This is a genomic window from Pectobacterium atrosepticum (genome assembly GCF_000740965.1).
Taxonomy (GTDB): domain Bacteria; phylum Pseudomonadota; class Gammaproteobacteria; order Enterobacterales; family Enterobacteriaceae; genus Pectobacterium; species Pectobacterium atrosepticum.
Map to the genome: position 1 here is coordinate 2,189,304 of NZ_CP009125.1, position 14,907 is coordinate 2,204,210.

The window sequence follows — 14,907 nt, forward strand, 5'->3', positions numbered from 1 at the left end:
CCGTTGCGTGATTACACCGCAATTGCCGCTCTCAGGAATCACAGGATTAGACAATGAGTCATTTTATTGAAGCACTGCAAAAGCAGTACCCAGAAAAACGTCATCTGCAACCCTTCGTCAACGCCAATCAAAATACGCCATGGTTGAACGATGTTGAACAAAAACATGAACGCAAACTGTGTGACGATCTGGAAGACGCGATTCGTCACAGCGGGCTGAAGGATGGGATGACGATCTCTTTCCATCACCATTTCCGCGAAGGCGATAAGGTCATTAACCGAGTGATTGATACGCTGGCGCGCATGGGTTTTCGCGATCTGACGCTGGCATCCAGCTCGCTGATGAGCTGTAACGCGCCGTTGATTGAGCACATCAAAGCGGGCGTGATCAGCCGGATTTATACCTCTGGGATGCGCGGCAAGCTGGCCGATGCGATTTCCCACGGATTAATGAAAGAACCGGTACAGATTCATTCTCACGGCGGCCGTGTCCATCTGCTGCAAAGCGGTGAGCTGAATATCGACGTCGCTTTCCTGGGCGTTCCGTGCAGCGATGAGTTTGGTAACGCCAACGGCACCGCTGGGAAATCCAGCTGTGGCTCGCTCGGCTACGCTATGGTCGATGCGCAGTTTGCCCGAAAAGTGGTACTGCTGACGGAAGCTTTGGTGCCGTTCCCGAATATGCCTGCCAGCATCGTACAAGATCAGGTGGATTATATCGTTCAGGTCGATGAAGTGGGCGATCCGGCCAAAATCAGCGTCGGCGCGGCGCGTGTTACCAGCAACCCGCGTGAATTACTGATTGCCCGTTCAGCCGCAGATGTGATTGAACATGCAGGTTATTTCAAAAACGGTTTTTCGATTCAGACGGGTTCCGGTGCAGCTTCTACGGCTTGTACGCGTTTCCTTGAAGATAAAATGCGTCAGCAAAATATTGTGGCGCGTTTTGCGCTGGGCGGTATCACCGGCGGTATTGTCGACCTGCATGAGAAAGGGCTGATCGAAAAACTGATCGATACCCAGTGCTTCGATGCCAATGCGGCCGCGTCGCTGGCGAAGAATCCGAATCATGTTGAGATTTCCACCAACGTTTATGCCAATCCGAGTTCTAAAGCGGCCTGCTGCGATCAACTGGATATGGTGATTCTCAGCGCGCTGGAAATTGACACCGATTTCAATGTCAATGTGATCACCGGTTCAGACGGCGTGATGCGTGGTGCATCCGGCGGACACTGTGATGTCGCGACGGCAGCGAACCTGACCATCGTCGTTGCACCGCTGATTCGTAGCCGTATCCCGACCGTAGTACGTCAGGTGACGACGCGCGTTACGCCGGGAGAGAGTATCGACGTACTGGTGACCGATCACGGCATTGCCGTAAACCCGGCGCGTCCAGAGGTTGCTGAACGCCTGCAACAGGCGGGGCTGAATGTGATGACGATTGAGGCACTTTATCAACGAGCGATTGCGCTTGTTGGTGAGCCACGCGCTATCGAATTTCACGATCGCATCGTCGGCGTTATTCGTTATCGCGATGGTAGCGTGATTGACGTTGTTCGTCAGGTTAAAGAAGCCAACGAATAAGCGGTAAACGCATGAGGGAATCGACGATGACAAATGCTGTTTCCATCACTCTGGAAACCTTACTCGCGGCGAAGGAACGCCGCGCAGTTCGCCAGCAAGAATGGCTCGCTCGGCACGGTGCGACGCTGGTGTCGCTGACGCTGGTCACGCCTGGGCCGGTAAAAGATAGCGAAGGCTATCGGCAGGTGATGGCGGAAGCCGTAAAGGCATTTGCCTCACTGTGCCAGACGCGCGGCTGGACAGTATTGGAAAAGCAGACATTCTGGCTGGCAACGGGGGCGGAAGGGCTGTGGGCAATCACCAAAGATGCATTGTCAGTGAAAGCGGCGACCATCGTACTGGAGGATAACCATGAACTGGGCCGGCTATGGGATTTTGACATCTTCAGCCCAGAAGAAGGATCGATTGGTCGATCCATGCTGGCGCACAGCGGACGCGCCTGCCTATTGTGCGATCAGATGGCACACGCTTGTAGCCGTTCACGTCGGCATTCACTTCCCGAGTTGCTTGAACACATTGAGGACAAGGTCAATGCCTACTTTACGCCAGCCTGACGGTGTACTGTCGGCCGCGGTCTCTCGTTCCGTCGTCAGTGAGTATCGGGAACGTTACTCACTACCGGATATCGACCAGCGCGTGGCACACGCGCTGACGATGGAAGTTATGTTGACGCCGAAGCCTGGACTGGTGGATCGCGCCAATAATGGATCTCATCGCGATATGGATGTCGCGCTGTTTCAGACCAGTATTCAGGCGATTTCTCCTTGGTTCCGACATTTTACCGACGCGGGCTATCAGCATGCTAACGTACCGCTAGCGCAGCTGTTGTCTCAGGTTCGCCCTATTGGCATCGCCTGTGAGCAGACGATGTTGTCAGCGACAAAAGGTGTGAATACCCATAAAGGTGGGATTTTCGCGTTTGGCCTGCTGTGTACCGCCGCTGGTTGGCTGACTGCGCGGGGAGAACGGGTGACGCAGCGTAGCCTGTGCGACAGCGTGGCCGCAATGTGTCACGAGTTGGTGCGTAATGAGCTAGAGACGTGCTCTGGAGCCGCAACGGCGGGTGAGCATCTCTATCAGCGGCATGGCTTAACGGGCGCGAGGGGGGAGGCCGCTAGCGGCTTCAATACCGTATGCCAGCACGCCTTGCCCGCTTTGCAGCAGGCTATTGCTGCTGGGATGGACGACGAAACGGCCCTATTGCAGACGCTGCTGGTGTTGATGGCCTACAATCCTGACACCAACGTCGTTTCGCGCGGCGGAATGGATGGATTAGCGTTTGTGCAAGACTATGCGCAGAGATTACTGGCTGGCCCACTGGATCGTCAGGCTCTGATAAAGATGGATGAGGCGTTGATTGCCAGAAATCTTAGTCCGGGCGGCAGTGCCGATCTACTGGCCTTAACTTGGCTGCTGTATCACTATCCTACCGAATAGCGAACATATGTTGCAAAACAGCGAGTTGGCCTTGTGATGGTTACGTCGATGATTCCCATCATTTGACAGCTCGTTGACACTTTTCTGATTTTTCCACTAAGGTTATTGAGAAAATTGCCGATATCGTTTTCACCAACTTCTACCCGTAATACGTCGAGTTACCATGTGCTGGCTAACCAAATTCGTTCCCGGCGAATTTTCGCTTCGCTTGCCACCCTCTTGTAACTTGAATTATTTAGGGTAGGTATCATGCTGTTTCAGGTACTCCGAGTAATCGTTTTCGATATGCAGCCAGTGCTGTGGCATCGTGTATGGCACACATGGGACTTGAAAGATAACGGAGAGGCGTGCATCAATATAAGCCATTGACACATAATCCATGTAAATAATGGTGGGGATGAAAGCGGTGAATGAAAATTTGAAAGAGCAGTTTGTTAAGCGCAACAAACTGGCTATCTGTGCAACGTTGCGCGAGTTAAAGAAGAATGATACGTCTCTGATGGTCCATCATTCTCATGGACAATTCATCAGCAAAATTCTTGACGTTGTACCCGATAATAACCTGTTTGTCTTCGATTTAGGCGGCATTGAGCGTGAAAATAGCCGTGCGCTGTATGCGGGCGCGTTGTCTTTCATTGCCGAGCCTGCTGGCGCGAAAGTTGAATTTAATGCTGAAATTGCGAAAACGGTGAACTACGACGGACTGCCTGCCTTTAGCGCGCAGATTCCTGAACTCCTTTATCTTATCCAGCGCAGAACCTATTTCCGCATCAATACGCCACTGTGGCCGCCGTTGACCTGCCGTGGCGAACTGCCGGATGACAGTGTTTTCACGTTCACCATCAAAGATCTCTCTCTGGGGGGATTAAGTCTGTATACCGACCGCGATACCACGGGGCTGTTGACCGAAGGGGACATCATTAAAAGCGTGGAGATGGATCTTGCTGACCACGGTTTTTTCTGCGTGGATTTGCAGTTTGTCGGCCAGGCAATGGTGAAGATCGTCGATAACAAAGGCGAATTGAAACTGACTCAGCGTTTGAGCTTCAAGTTCCCTTCACTGAACGCGGCACAGGAACGGGATCTTCAGCAGGTGATTTTTGAGTTGGAAAAATTACAAAACGAAAAGAAAAAGCGGTTCCAGGAATTGTAATTTTTAAGTGCAACCCTTTGTTTGGGCTTCACACATAACAGCAACGTTTTTCATTACGAGAATTAACGTATCGCCCGACTTATTTACCTATAAGTAATGCGAAAGCCCGCGTACAGGCGGCTTGAAGTATCACGGGGATAAATAAATGGTTTCTAACGTTCTCAGAGCCTTGTCAGATGAGATCGTCTGGGGCAGAATACGCGCCTTGCAAAATAACCGACGTCTAATAGCGTCGGTTATTTTTTTACATTTATGCTCGTCATACTTCAGGTTACAGGGGTATTGGTGTGGTTCTTACCTTCTCTCTGTGACTCAGGTTTGCTGGGTATAGGGTCTTCAACGAAAGAGGCCGGACAACGATCCGGATAGATAATTTTGTGTGTGCCTGTGAGCACAGTGAGGAAAGGAAAGATGGGGCAATTAACACGTTTCGCACCGGTGCCCGCCGGTTTGTGCTGCAAAGGTATTGGTTATGGCGCGACGCAGTCGCAGGTTATCTCTGGTGCTGTTACAGCCACCTCTTCTCATCGTGATTCAGGCGATCCCTGTATCCACTCTCTTATTTTCAGTACGTTCGAGTACGACTTTAGTGCGTTCGCAGATAACAATGCCGCGTCTGCCGTGATAAACGGAGGTGTGCGTCATGTCGCTTGATACGCATCTGCCTAATGCTGGCACAAAACGTACTCAGCTCAAAAGAACACTCACGCTGTGGCCCGTTGTCATGATGGGGCTGGCGTACATGCAGCCGATGACCATTTTTGATACCTTCGGTATCGTGTCTGGCCTGACTGACGGTCATGTGGCTACCGCCTATGCGTTTGCGTTGGTCGCTATTCTGTTCACGGCGCTGAGCTACGGCAAATTGGTAAAACGTTTCCCGTCTGCCGGTTCTGCTTATACCTATGCACAAAAAGCGATTAGCCCGCACGTTGGGTTTATGGTCGGCTGGTCGTCACTGTTGGACTATCTGTTCATGCCGATGATCAACATCCTGCTGGCGAAAATCTATCTGGAAGCGATTTTCCCCGGCGTTCCGTCATGGATTTTTGTGGCGGCGCTGGTCGGGCTGATGACGCTGTTTAACCTGCGTGGCATCAATCTGGTTGCTAACCTGAACTCCATTATCGTGGTGGTACAGGTCGCTATCATGGCGGTGTTCCTGGGTCTGGTGATTCACGGTGTTTATCTGGGTGAAGGTGCGGGTACATTGACCAGCACGCGTCCGTTCTGGTCCGAGGACGCCCATGTCGTGCCTATGATCACTGGGGCAACCATTCTCTGCTTCTCGTTTCTGGGTTTTGACGGCATCAGCTCTCTGTCAGAAGAAACGCATGATGCGGGCCGGGTGATTCCCAAAGCCATCTTCCTGACGGCGCTGTTCGGCGGCGTGATCTTTGTTGCCGTGGCGTATTTCCTGCAACTGTATTTCCCGGATATTTCGCGCGTTAAAGAGCCTGATGCTTCTCAGCCGGAAATTATGCTGTATGTGGCGGGTAAATTCTTCCAGTCCGTCATTCTGGTGTTCTCCTGTGTCACGGTGCTGGCATCCGGTATGGCTGCACATGCAGGTGTCTCTCGCCTGATGTATGTGATGGGGCGTGATGGCGTGTTCCCTGAGCGTTTCTTCGGCTACATCCACCCGAAATGGCGTACGCCGTCGTTGAACGTCTTGCTGGTTGGCGTGATTGCACTGTCTGCGGTTTCGTTCGATCTGGTGACAGCAACCGCGTTGATTAACTTCGGGGCGCTGGTGGCGTTTACGTTCGTGAACCTGTCGGTGATTTCACAGTTCTATATCCGTGAACGTCGCAACCGTACTGTGAAAGACACTATTAACTTCCTCGTGCTGCCCGTGATGGGTGCGTTGACGGTGGGGGCGCTGTGGGTCAATCTGGAAGCCAGTTCGATGACGCTGGGTCTGGTGTGGGCAACGATCGGGTTGTTATATCTGGCGTTTGTGACGCGTAGTTTTCGTCAGCCGGTGCCGCAATGCAGTGAAGAGCCCGTGTAAGTCAATTGATGGTTTATCGATGAAAAGAAGCGGAGCCAATGTGCTCCGCTTCTTTATGCCTTATCCCACCAGTTCCTGCGCATAGGCGTAAAGCGCTTTGAGCTGTGCCATCTTCTCTTTATCGTTTTCATGAAGCTGATACAGATCGCTGAGTTCTGACAGGTAGGACTGCAAGCGTTCCGACGTAAATACTGCACGCCGATGCTGTAGCCAACGCTGTTGCTCGCGGTCATCCAGCGTACCGGGGAAATTGCGGGCGCGGTAGCGGAAGAAAAGTGGCTCCAGACGATTATCGGCAAACGTGAGATCTAACGCAGGGAGATTCTGCGGCGCGGTCTCCTGAATAATCTTCATCGCCATGCGGTCGGCATCGCCAAAGAAGCCATCATAAAGCCGTAAATCGACATCATCAGACGCGGCAAAGGCGGGGGCTTCGGCAAACAACGCTACCACTTTCTCCCTGATGTCTGCGTTGTTACGCAGCAGCGCCAGATTATCCAGACAGCGTTGACGGTCGATGCCCAACCTTGCCGCATCCTCCGGCCGTAAGGTATTAGCTGGCGCTAATACTGGGCATTTATTGATGTGCACCAGCTTGAGCGGAACTGCGCTTTGATCGGCAGTCAGCGCATCTCGGCGCGTATATAACCGTTCACGTAATGCCTCGCTGTCCAACTCCAGCAGCGGTGTCATATCGCCAGCCAGATCGCACATGATGACCGCATTACGGTTATCCGGATGCCAGGCGAGCGGCACAATCCAACTGGTATTGCTTCTCGCCGCGCCAAACATACCGGAGACGTGAACGAGCGGCTTCATTTGTGGGATATCGATCAGTACGGAAATTTTGTTTTTATTGCGCAGCGGAAAAAGATACTCGAAAAGCTTGGGCTGCGCCTGCTTGAACAGTTTCGCCATCGCGATGGTGGCATAAACGTCGGACATCGCATCATGCGCTTGCTCGTGCGCAATACCGTTGGCTTTCGTCAGATGTTCAAGACGGAAACTGGGTAAGCCGTCATCGTTTTCGGGCCAGACGATGCCTTCCGGTCGCAGGGCATAGCAGGCGCGTAGCGCATCCAGCAAATCCCAGCGAGAATTACCGTTCTGCCAGCTGCAGGCGTAAGGATCGTAGAAGTTACGATAGAAAATATTACGGCTGACTTCATCATCAAAGCGGATGTTGTTGTAGCCCATAATGCAGGTGCCGGGCACGCTGAATGCGTCGTGGATCTGACGGGCGAACTCGGCTTCATTGACGCCTTTCGACAATGCGATCTGCGGAGTGATTCCGGTGATCATCACCGCTTCTGGCTCCGGCAGGTAATCATCGGTCGGGCGACAATAAATAACCAACGGCTCACCGATGATATTGAAATCCATATCGGTACGGACACCCGCAAACTGCGCGGGGCGATCGCGCGCTGGGTGTTTGCCAAATGTCTCGTAATCATGAATGAAAAAAGTGGGTTGTGTTTTATCGGCCATATATGCAGTTAGCTACGTGTATGCGCTGAGCCTGAAGTTAGGAAAAACAGACTGGAAAACGGCAAGGATACCATCGAATCGATTTTTCTGTGGTGCTTTACTGATTTACATCACTTCCCTGACTTACATCAATAGGAAGGGAGACATAATCACTAGGCATGTGTGTGTCCATTCGGTTACAATTTTCGTTTTAATGCGAATGATAATTAAATTCTTTATTACCTCGTAGATGACTCTGTGAGGAGCATTCGGCAACAAACAGCGAAATGGAGAACACACTTATGCGGTTAAATGCAGCGTTTGCAGCGAAGGCGACGTTATTGGCATCTATGTTTGTTTTGGCCAGCTGCGATCAGCAGGCATCGTCTTCAGAAGGGAGTCATACGGTAAGCATTGAGCATGCACAGGGAACTACACAGGTTCCGCAGCCGCCGAAGAAAGTAATTGTGTTTGACCCGACATCGTTGGATACGCTGGACGCGTTGAAAGCCGAAGGAATTGCTGGCGTACCGAAAAGCAGCACGCCGCTGCCTGCATTTTTATCAAAATACAACAGCGATAATTACCTGAACGCAGGGACGCTGTTTGAACCTGTCTATGAAGCGCTCAGCAGCGCTAAACCCGACCTGATTATTGCCGGTGGACGCACGCGCGATGCCTACGACAAACTGAGTGGCATTGCACCGACGATCTCGATGGATGTGGATGAGCATCAGTTTATGACGAGCTTTATACAGCGCATCGAGCAACTGGGCACCATCTTCGGCAAAGAAGATGAAGCGAAAAAACAGATAGATGACTTTAAACAACAGATCGTCCAAACGCGCGCCAAAACGGAAAACGCGGGCAATGCGTTGGTATTGATGATTAGCGGCGGAAAAATGTCTGCCTATGGTCCCAAATCGCGCTTTGGCTTCGTATTTGATGAGTTGGGCTTCAAACCTGCGACTGAGTTCCCTGATTCAGGCCGTCATGGCAACGTCGTGACATCAGAATTTTTGCTGAGCGTGAACCCTGAGTGGCTGTTTATTCTTGACCGTGACAGTGCGATTGGTCGCCCAGGTGGAGAATCTGCCAAACAGGTGCTGGATAATCCGCTGATTCACAAAACCAACGCCTGGAAAAACAATCACGTGGTCTATCTGGATTCTGCATCGCTGTATATCGCTGGGGGGCTGCAAAGCTACAAAAACCTCGTGAGTACCGTCAGCGACGCGTTGGATAAGAAATAACGGCAGAATCAATGAAGTCTTTTTACTATTCACTGGGTCTTTTTTTTCTGGCCTGCATGGTCGTTGTCAGCCTATTTGTTGGGGCAGGGCAGTTAAACATACAGGCCGTCTGGAACGACCCAGAAATGCGCGATATTTTCTTTATCAGCCGCGTTCCTCGCACTCTGGCTTTGCTACTGGCAGGCAGCGCGATGAGTGTGGCCGGTCTTATCATGCAGTTGCTGACACAAAACCGGTTTGTCGAACCGTCTCTGGCGGGGACCACACAGTCGGCCAGCCTTGGCCTGCTGGTGGTGATGATTGTCGTGCCTGGTGCGACAATCATCACCAAAATGGTGGTGGCGAGCCTGTTTGCGTTGGCGGGCACATTCCTGTTTATGATGCTGTTACAGCGGATTGTGCTGAAGTCTGCACTGGTTGTGCCGCTGGTTGGCATTATGCTGGGTGCGGTGATCAGTTCAATCACCACGTTTGGTGCGATGTATTTTGATCTGTTACAGGCGCTTGGCAGTTGGGAATCAGGTGATTTTTCCGGTGTCTTGCAGGGGCGTTACGAGCTGCTCTGGCTGGTTGGCGTGTTAACGCTGGTCGCCTGCTGGATTGCCGACCGTTTCACCGTCGCAGGAATGGGGCGTGAGTTCTCCGTTAATGTCGGCCTTAACTATCGACAGGTGATGTTGATGGGGCTGAGCATCATTGCCATAGTCAGTGGCGTCGTGGTGGTGGTGGTCGGTAGCCTGCCCTTTATCGGACTGATTGTGCCGAACCTAATCAGCATGATGCTGGGCGACAATGTACGCAAAACGATTCCGTGGGTGTGCCTGCTCGGCGGCGGTCTGGTACTGTGCTGCGATATTATCAGCCGCGTGATTCGTTATCCTTTCGAAATTCCGGTGAGCGTGGTTCTCGGCGTCATTGGCGCTGCCGTTTTCCTTCTCTTATTGCTAAGTCAGAAACGCCATGTCAGTCAATGAACGTAATACGGTGCTGACCGCTGCTGTCAGCGAAAAACGTGCGGGCTTATCTCCTGTCCAGCGATTGCTGTGTCTGACGGGTGTGGCTGTCGTGGTGATCGTGCTGTTTATGACCATCAATCTAGGCAGCAATTTACGCTACATTTTGACGCACCGTGGGCTGATGCTGACAACGATGCTGCTGGTGGCTTTTGCTGCCAGTGCATCGACCGTGCTATTCCAAACAGTGACGAACAACCGGGTATTGACGCCGTCGATTATGGGGTTTGAAGCCCTGTTTATCCTGATTCAAACGTCGCTGGTCTTTACTTTCGGCATTGCCGGTATTCCGGGGCTGGGTATTGAGGGCAAATTTGTTCTTGAGACGCTGCTGCTCATTATTTTCTCTGCACTGCTGTATCGCTGGCTGTTTACCGGCAGCCGCAATAACCTGCATCTGGTGTTGCTGGTCGGCATTATCTGCGGCACGTTGTTTCGCAGCATGGCGGGCTTGATGCAGCGCCTGTTGACCCCCGGTGAGTTCGCCATCTTGCAGGGGCGGATGTTTGCCACCTTCACCCGCACTGTCCCCGAACTGGTTGCGCTGTCTGTCGTGATTACGTTAGTGGTCGCGGTGGTGATCTGGCGTATGCGCTTTCGTTTTGATGTGCTGGCGCTGGGGCGCAATAACGCGATTAATCTTGGCATCGACTACAAACGCAGCGTCACTGTCATTCTACTGCTGGTTTCCGTGCTGGTCGCCATTTCAACGGCGCTGGTCGGCCCGTTGACCTTCTTAGGTTTTATGGTCGCAAACCTTGCCTATTTGGTCATTGGTTCCAGCCAACATCGCCTGTTGTTACCGGCGGCTTTCCTGCTGGGCGTCATTTCGCTGGTTGGCGGACAATTGGTGCTTGAGCATCTGCTGGATATGTCTGGCGCGCTGTCGGTCGTTATCGAATTTGTGGGTGGATCGCTGTTTATTGTGTTGCTACTGAAAAAGGTTTCCGTGTGATTGAGATCGGCAATGTAACGAAAACGTATAATAACGTGACCGTATTGAACAATGTCACGGCGACGGTGCCTCGTGGTGGCGTTACGTCGATTATCGGCCCGAATGGTGCAGGGAAGTCGACATTGTTGTCTATCATCAGTCGCCTGCTGGAAGCCGATAGCGGGCAGGTAAAAGTTAACGGCATGGATGTGATGACAACGCCAAGCGATAAGCTGGCGACGTGTTTATCCGTGCTACGGCAGGAAAATCAGTTTACCAGTCGCTTAACGGTGGCAGAGCTGGTGGGCTTTGGGCGCTATCCTTACACCAAAGGGCGACTGAACGCTGACGATCGTGAACGCATCAGCGCGGCGCTGGCTTTCCTCAACCTGACCGAGTTGAAAGATCGATTTTTAGATGAACTTTCCGGCGGCCAACGTCAGCGGGCCTATGTCGCGATGGTGCTGTGTCAGGACACGGAATACGTGTTGCTGGATGAACCGTTGAATAATCTGGATATGAAGCATGCCGTGGCGATGATGAAGCAAATTCGCCGTGCGGCCGATGAGTTAGGTAAAACCATTGTGCTAGTTATCCACGACATCAACTTTGCTTCCGCCTATTCGGACTACATCATTGCGATGCGCAAAGGGCAGATTATCTATACGGGAAAACCGGAAGACATCATGGTGTCCGATGTGTTGGAAGATATTTTCGATACGGAAGTGGCCATTGAAGAGGTTCATAACCAACGTATCGCAGTATATTACCGCTGAATACCCGTCATACTTCAAGCCGCATGTACGTTGGCAATACTCGGCTCATATTCGAGCCTCGCCCTATAGGGCCGTCGCAAGCGACGTTCAAATCGACTAAGTCAATTTGTCCTTGCTCACCCCAGTCACTTACTTGAGTAAGCTCCTGGGGACTCGTGCGGTCGCCGCCTGCATGCAACTCGAATTATTTAGGGTATGGTTTGGTGACAGAGTATCCGCTTAGCGATGCGTTAGCGCAAAGGGCGTAAGCACTGCTTGAAAGACGCTGGGTATAACCTGTATGGTGAATGCATAAAGAATTTATGTATGACTTAAGGTAAGGGCTAAAGATGGATAAGGACACTAAGCCGTGTTTCCAGGATGTGCTGGAATTCGTGCGTATGTTTCGTCGTAAAAATAAGCTTCAACGTGAAATCGTCGACAACGAAAAGAAAATTCGTGATAACCAGAAGCGCGTTCTGCTGCTGGACAACCTGAGCGAATACATTAAACCTGGCATGTCCATCGAGGACGTGCAAAATATCATCGCTAACATGCGCGGTGATTATGAAGACCGTGTTGATGACTACATCATCAAGAACGCCGATCTGTCGAAAGAACGTCGTGAGCTGTCTAAGAAACTGAAAGCGATGGGCGAAGTTAAGTAACCTAAGCACCGTTTTCTACCGTAAAAGGATCGCTTCGGCGGTCCTTTTTCTTTTGTCCTCTAAGCCATAATCCTTTTCTTTCTGTTAACTGCTAGTTTGCGTGCGGATGCTCCGGTTATTGATGGCTCTGTTGCTGGTGAACATGCTGAAGGCCCAGAGAATTAGAATCTCGCTCGCACTATGGATGTCATTTTTTGCAATTCAGTCGTTTTCTTGCGAAACGCTTCCCTACCTGAGTTTTCCGTTCTGTTGCATTAGTCTGGGTTACTGCAACATCCCATAGCGAACCACAGGGAAAGAGGGAAGGTGCATCATGGTAATGGACGATGTCGGTAAATAGTCTGGCGTGGGCGAGCGTGCTTGGCATCCTGCCGCTGCTTTTTTTACCGCAGATCCCAGCGTTAACACCGCTGTTATGGGGAATTGTGCTGTCGACCTGCGTGATATTCGTGGGATGTCGTCATGCGGGAATACGCTTTCTGGCTTTTGTTGCCGTGAGTTTTTGCTGGGCATTATTGAATGCTCAAACTCTGTTGCTGCAAATTGATCGCGTCACGCAGGACCCAGTTAACGCTGTCGTGACAATAAGCAGTATACGGTTCAGTGAACACAATGACGCCTTGCTCACCGTTAGGTTGGAGGAAGTCAACCAGCGCCGGATATTTCCTCCGCTGTATGCCCAACTTACCTTATCACCTGTTATGCAAAACTGGTGCGGTGGTCAACGCTGGGCAATCACTGCCACTTTTCGCCCCATCCATAGTCGACTAAATGAAGGCGGCTTTGATAGCCAACGCTGGGCTGTAGCCAAGCGACAACCACTATCGGGCCGTGTACTAACGGCAAACGTACTCGATGGCCGTTGTGATTTTCGCCAGCGCACGATTGCGCAGGCAGAACAGCAGGTACAAGGATTGCCTTGGCGTTCTATTTTACTGGCGCTGACGTTTGGTGAGATGAAAACGGTTAGTCCGGAACTCAAGACGCTACTTCAGAATACCGGAACGATGCATCTGATGGCGATCTCTGGTCTCCATATCGTGCTCGCGGGTCTGGTGGGTTGGGGAATGGCGCGGGCTTTACAGTATGGCTTTCCTGTACCGTGGATTGGCTACATATTCCCATTACTGATGAGTATTGTGGCTGCATGGGGATATGTCTGGCTGGCAGGAGGAAACCCTCCTGCGGTACGGTCTGCGCTGGCACTTAGCGTATGGGTTTGTCTAAAAGTGCGGAGCGTTAACTGCTCAGCTTGGCAGGTTTGGCTCTGGTGTGTTGCGTTAATTCTGGTCAGCGATCCATTAAGCGTACTGTCAGACAGTTTTTGGCTATCTTGCCTTGCGGTAGCCTCGCTTATTTTCTGGTTTCAGTGGGCACCGCTTCCCCATAAGTTACAGACCCAGCGCCGGTGGTTCTGGCTGCGCTGGATCCATCTACAAACAGGTATCACATTGCTATTGATGCCCTTGCAACTGCATATTTTCCATGGTTTTAGCATCACCTCTTTGCCCGCTAACCTTTGGGCTGTACCTTTAGTATCCTTCGTTACCACACCGCTGATTTTGCTGGCATTGACCACTATCGGGTTCGCGCCGCTGAGTGATATTCTATGGTGGCTGGCGGATATTTCGCTGCGTGTGGTATTCGCACCGCTGTCTTATCTACAGACAGGATGGATTTATCTTGATGCGTCTCTGCTACTAGGGAGTATCGCGGGATGGGGCGCAGTGGTGATATGGCGCTTTAGCTGGTGGCGAATTTATCCCGCGAGCATTGGCGCTCTGATCCTGGTTTTATTGGTATTTCGCACAAAGAGTGATGCGCCGGATTGGCGTGTGGACATGCTGGATGTCGGCCACGGTTTGGCAATCGTGATCGAACAGCGTGGGAAGGCGGTGCTATATGATACGGGAAATCGCTGGGAAGGAGGCGACATGGCGACGCGAGAAATTCTACCTTACCTGCGATGGCAGGGCGTCGATGTAGAAAACATTATCTTGAGCCACAGCCATATGGATCATATCGGGGGACTGGAGACGCTACAAACCGCTTACCCTGAAGCAACGATATATAGCGCGACCAAATCTATGAATCATCACCCTTGTCTGCGTGGTGAGCGCTGGCGCTGGCAGGATCTCACCTTTACCGTCCTATGGCCGTTAGCACTCGTCGAGAGAGCAGAAAATAACGACTCCTGCGTTATCCGCGTAGATGATGGGAAACACAGCGTCTTATTGACGGGCGATCTGGAGTCGGATGCGGAAAAGGCGTTGATTCAGTTAGAACGCAGTGCGCTGCGTGTGAATTTGTTACAAATCCCCCACCATGGCAGTAAGACCTCATCGTCACCTCCCTTTATTCGTGCAGTTAATGCTGAGTTGGCTATGGCCTCAGCGGCACGCTATAACCCATGGCGGCTGCCTTCAGTAAAGATTGTCGATCGATATCGGCAATATGGCTACTCGTGGTTGGATACTGCGTCATTCGGGCAATTAAGTGCACGTTTTTTCAGCGATTCATGGCATGTTCTGCGGTTCAGGGATCACATATCGTCGCGTTGGTATCATCAGTGGTTTGGCGTAGAGCGGTATAATGAGTAAAATGGTCGGCTATTTCTTCCCTATTCAGGT

At 51.6% G+C, this 14,907-nt stretch carries 13 protein-coding genes; 12 read left to right on the plus strand and 1 reads right to left on the minus strand.

Annotated elements, in window-relative coordinates; translation table 11 throughout:
* Nucleotides 1-53: 53 nt before the first annotated feature.
* The 6 genes from citF (at nucleotide 54) to GZ59_RS09660 (ending at nucleotide 6,187) form a co-directional block, all read left to right on the plus strand.
* On the plus strand, nucleotides 54-1,583 hold the full coding sequence (citF, locus tag GZ59_RS09635; protein WP_039291436.1) for a citrate lyase subunit alpha: 1,530 nt from the start codon (nucleotides 54-56) through the stop codon (nucleotides 1,581-1,583).
* A 26-nt stretch (nucleotides 1,584-1,609) separates the two neighbouring features.
* On the plus strand, nucleotides 1,610-2,137 hold the full coding sequence (gene citX / locus GZ59_RS09640; protein WP_080641312.1) for a citrate lyase holo-[acyl-carrier protein] synthase: 528 nt from the start codon (nucleotides 1,610-1,612) through the stop codon (nucleotides 2,135-2,137).
* Nucleotides 2,115-3,020 (plus strand): triphosphoribosyl-dephospho-CoA synthase CitG, encoded by a 906-nt coding sequence (gene citG, locus GZ59_RS09645; RefSeq protein WP_039291442.1) that lies wholly within the window; start codon nucleotides 2,115-2,117, stop codon nucleotides 3,018-3,020. The genes citX and citG overlap by 23 nt, the downstream gene beginning before the upstream one ends.
* A gap of 397 nt (nucleotides 3,021-3,417) precedes the next feature.
* On the plus strand, nucleotides 3,418-4,173 hold the full coding sequence (locus GZ59_RS09650; RefSeq protein WP_011094113.1) for a flagellar brake protein: 756 nt from the start codon (nucleotides 3,418-3,420) through the stop codon (nucleotides 4,171-4,173).
* Nucleotides 4,174-4,584: 411 nt separating this feature from the next.
* Entirely contained in the window at nucleotides 4,585-4,827 is a 243-nt protein-coding gene (locus tag GZ59_RS09655; RefSeq protein ID WP_039291444.1) for a hypothetical protein, read from the plus strand.
* The gene (locus GZ59_RS09660; RefSeq protein ID WP_039291447.1) at nucleotides 4,817-6,187 is read left to right on the plus strand and encodes an APC family permease; all 1,371 of its coding nucleotides are present in this window, start codon (nucleotides 4,817-4,819) and stop codon (nucleotides 6,185-6,187) included. Before GZ59_RS09655 ends, GZ59_RS09660 begins: the two co-directional genes overlap by 11 nt.
* A gap of 60 nt (nucleotides 6,188-6,247) precedes the next feature.
* Here GZ59_RS09660 and sbcB read toward each other — a convergent pair whose 3' ends face one another.
* Entirely contained in the window at nucleotides 6,248-7,675 is a 1,428-nt protein-coding gene (gene sbcB / locus GZ59_RS09665; RefSeq protein ID WP_039291451.1) for an exodeoxyribonuclease I, read from the minus strand.
* Nucleotides 7,676-7,956: 281 nt separating this feature from the next.
* Here sbcB and GZ59_RS09670 point away from each other — a divergent pair, with 281 nt between their 5' ends.
* The 6 genes from GZ59_RS09670 to GZ59_RS09695 all read left to right on the plus strand — a co-directional run bounded on the left by GZ59_RS09670 (nucleotide 7,957) and on the right by GZ59_RS09695 (nucleotide 14,877).
* Nucleotides 7,957-8,907, plus strand: a complete 951-nt coding sequence (locus tag GZ59_RS09670; protein WP_039291453.1) for a siderophore ABC transporter substrate-binding protein — start codon at nucleotides 7,957-7,959, stop codon at nucleotides 8,905-8,907.
* Nucleotides 8,908-8,918: 11 nt separating this feature from the next.
* On the plus strand, nucleotides 8,919-9,881 hold the full coding sequence (locus GZ59_RS09675) for an ABC transporter permease (protein ID WP_039291456.1): 963 nt from the start codon (nucleotides 8,919-8,921) through the stop codon (nucleotides 9,879-9,881).
* Nucleotides 9,868-10,875, plus strand: a complete 1,008-nt coding sequence (locus GZ59_RS09680) for an iron chelate uptake ABC transporter family permease subunit (protein WP_039291462.1) — start codon at nucleotides 9,868-9,870, stop codon at nucleotides 10,873-10,875. Before GZ59_RS09675 ends, GZ59_RS09680 begins: the two co-directional genes overlap by 14 nt.
* Nucleotides 10,872-11,630: an iron ABC transporter ATP-binding protein gene (locus tag GZ59_RS09685; protein WP_039291463.1), complete on the plus strand. Its 759-nt coding sequence runs from the start codon at nucleotides 10,872-10,874 to the stop codon at nucleotides 11,628-11,630. The genes GZ59_RS09680 and GZ59_RS09685 overlap by 4 nt, the downstream gene beginning before the upstream one ends.
* A 329-nt stretch (nucleotides 11,631-11,959) precedes the next feature.
* Complete coding sequence (gene tmaR, locus GZ59_RS09690) at nucleotides 11,960-12,277, plus strand: PTS system regulator TmaR (protein ID WP_011094105.1); 318 nt, start codon at nucleotides 11,960-11,962, stop codon at nucleotides 12,275-12,277.
* Between the two features lie 326 nt (nucleotides 12,278-12,603).
* Nucleotides 12,604-14,877 (plus strand): ComEC family protein, encoded by a 2,274-nt coding sequence (locus GZ59_RS09695; RefSeq protein WP_039291464.1) that lies wholly within the window; start codon nucleotides 12,604-12,606, stop codon nucleotides 14,875-14,877.
* Nucleotides 14,878-14,907: the final 30 nt, after the last annotated feature.

Excerpts from the sequence above, each read along its gene's own strand:
- citF (WP_039291436.1), top strand. The coding sequence starts at position 54 with ATGAGTCATTTTATTGAAGCACTGCAAAAGCAGTACCCAGAAAAACGT.
- citX (WP_080641312.1), top strand. The coding sequence starts at position 1,610 with ATGACAAATGCTGTTTCCATCACTCTGGAAACCTTACTCGCGGCGAAG.
- citG (WP_039291442.1), top strand. The coding sequence starts at position 2,115 with ATGCCTACTTTACGCCAGCCTGACGGTGTACTGTCGGCCGCGGTCTCT.
- GZ59_RS09650 (WP_011094113.1), top strand. The coding sequence starts at position 3,418 with ATGAAAGCGGTGAATGAAAATTTGAAAGAGCAGTTTGTTAAGCGCAAC.
- GZ59_RS09655 (WP_039291444.1), top strand. The coding sequence starts at position 4,585 with ATGGGGCAATTAACACGTTTCGCACCGGTGCCCGCCGGTTTGTGCTGC.
- GZ59_RS09660 (WP_039291447.1), top strand. The coding sequence starts at position 4,817 with ATGTCGCTTGATACGCATCTGCCTAATGCTGGCACAAAACGTACTCAG.
- sbcB (WP_039291451.1), bottom strand. The coding sequence starts at position 7,675 with ATGGCCGATAAAACACAACCCACTTTTTTCATTCATGATTACGAGACA.
- GZ59_RS09670 (WP_039291453.1), top strand. The coding sequence starts at position 7,957 with ATGCGGTTAAATGCAGCGTTTGCAGCGAAGGCGACGTTATTGGCATCT.
- GZ59_RS09675 (WP_039291456.1), top strand. The coding sequence starts at position 8,919 with ATGAAGTCTTTTTACTATTCACTGGGTCTTTTTTTTCTGGCCTGCATG.
- GZ59_RS09680 (WP_039291462.1), top strand. The coding sequence starts at position 9,868 with ATGTCAGTCAATGAACGTAATACGGTGCTGACCGCTGCTGTCAGCGAA.
- tmaR (WP_011094105.1), top strand. The coding sequence starts at position 11,960 with ATGGATAAGGACACTAAGCCGTGTTTCCAGGATGTGCTGGAATTCGTG.
- GZ59_RS09695 (WP_039291464.1), top strand. The coding sequence starts at position 12,604 with ATGTCGGTAAATAGTCTGGCGTGGGCGAGCGTGCTTGGCATCCTGCCG.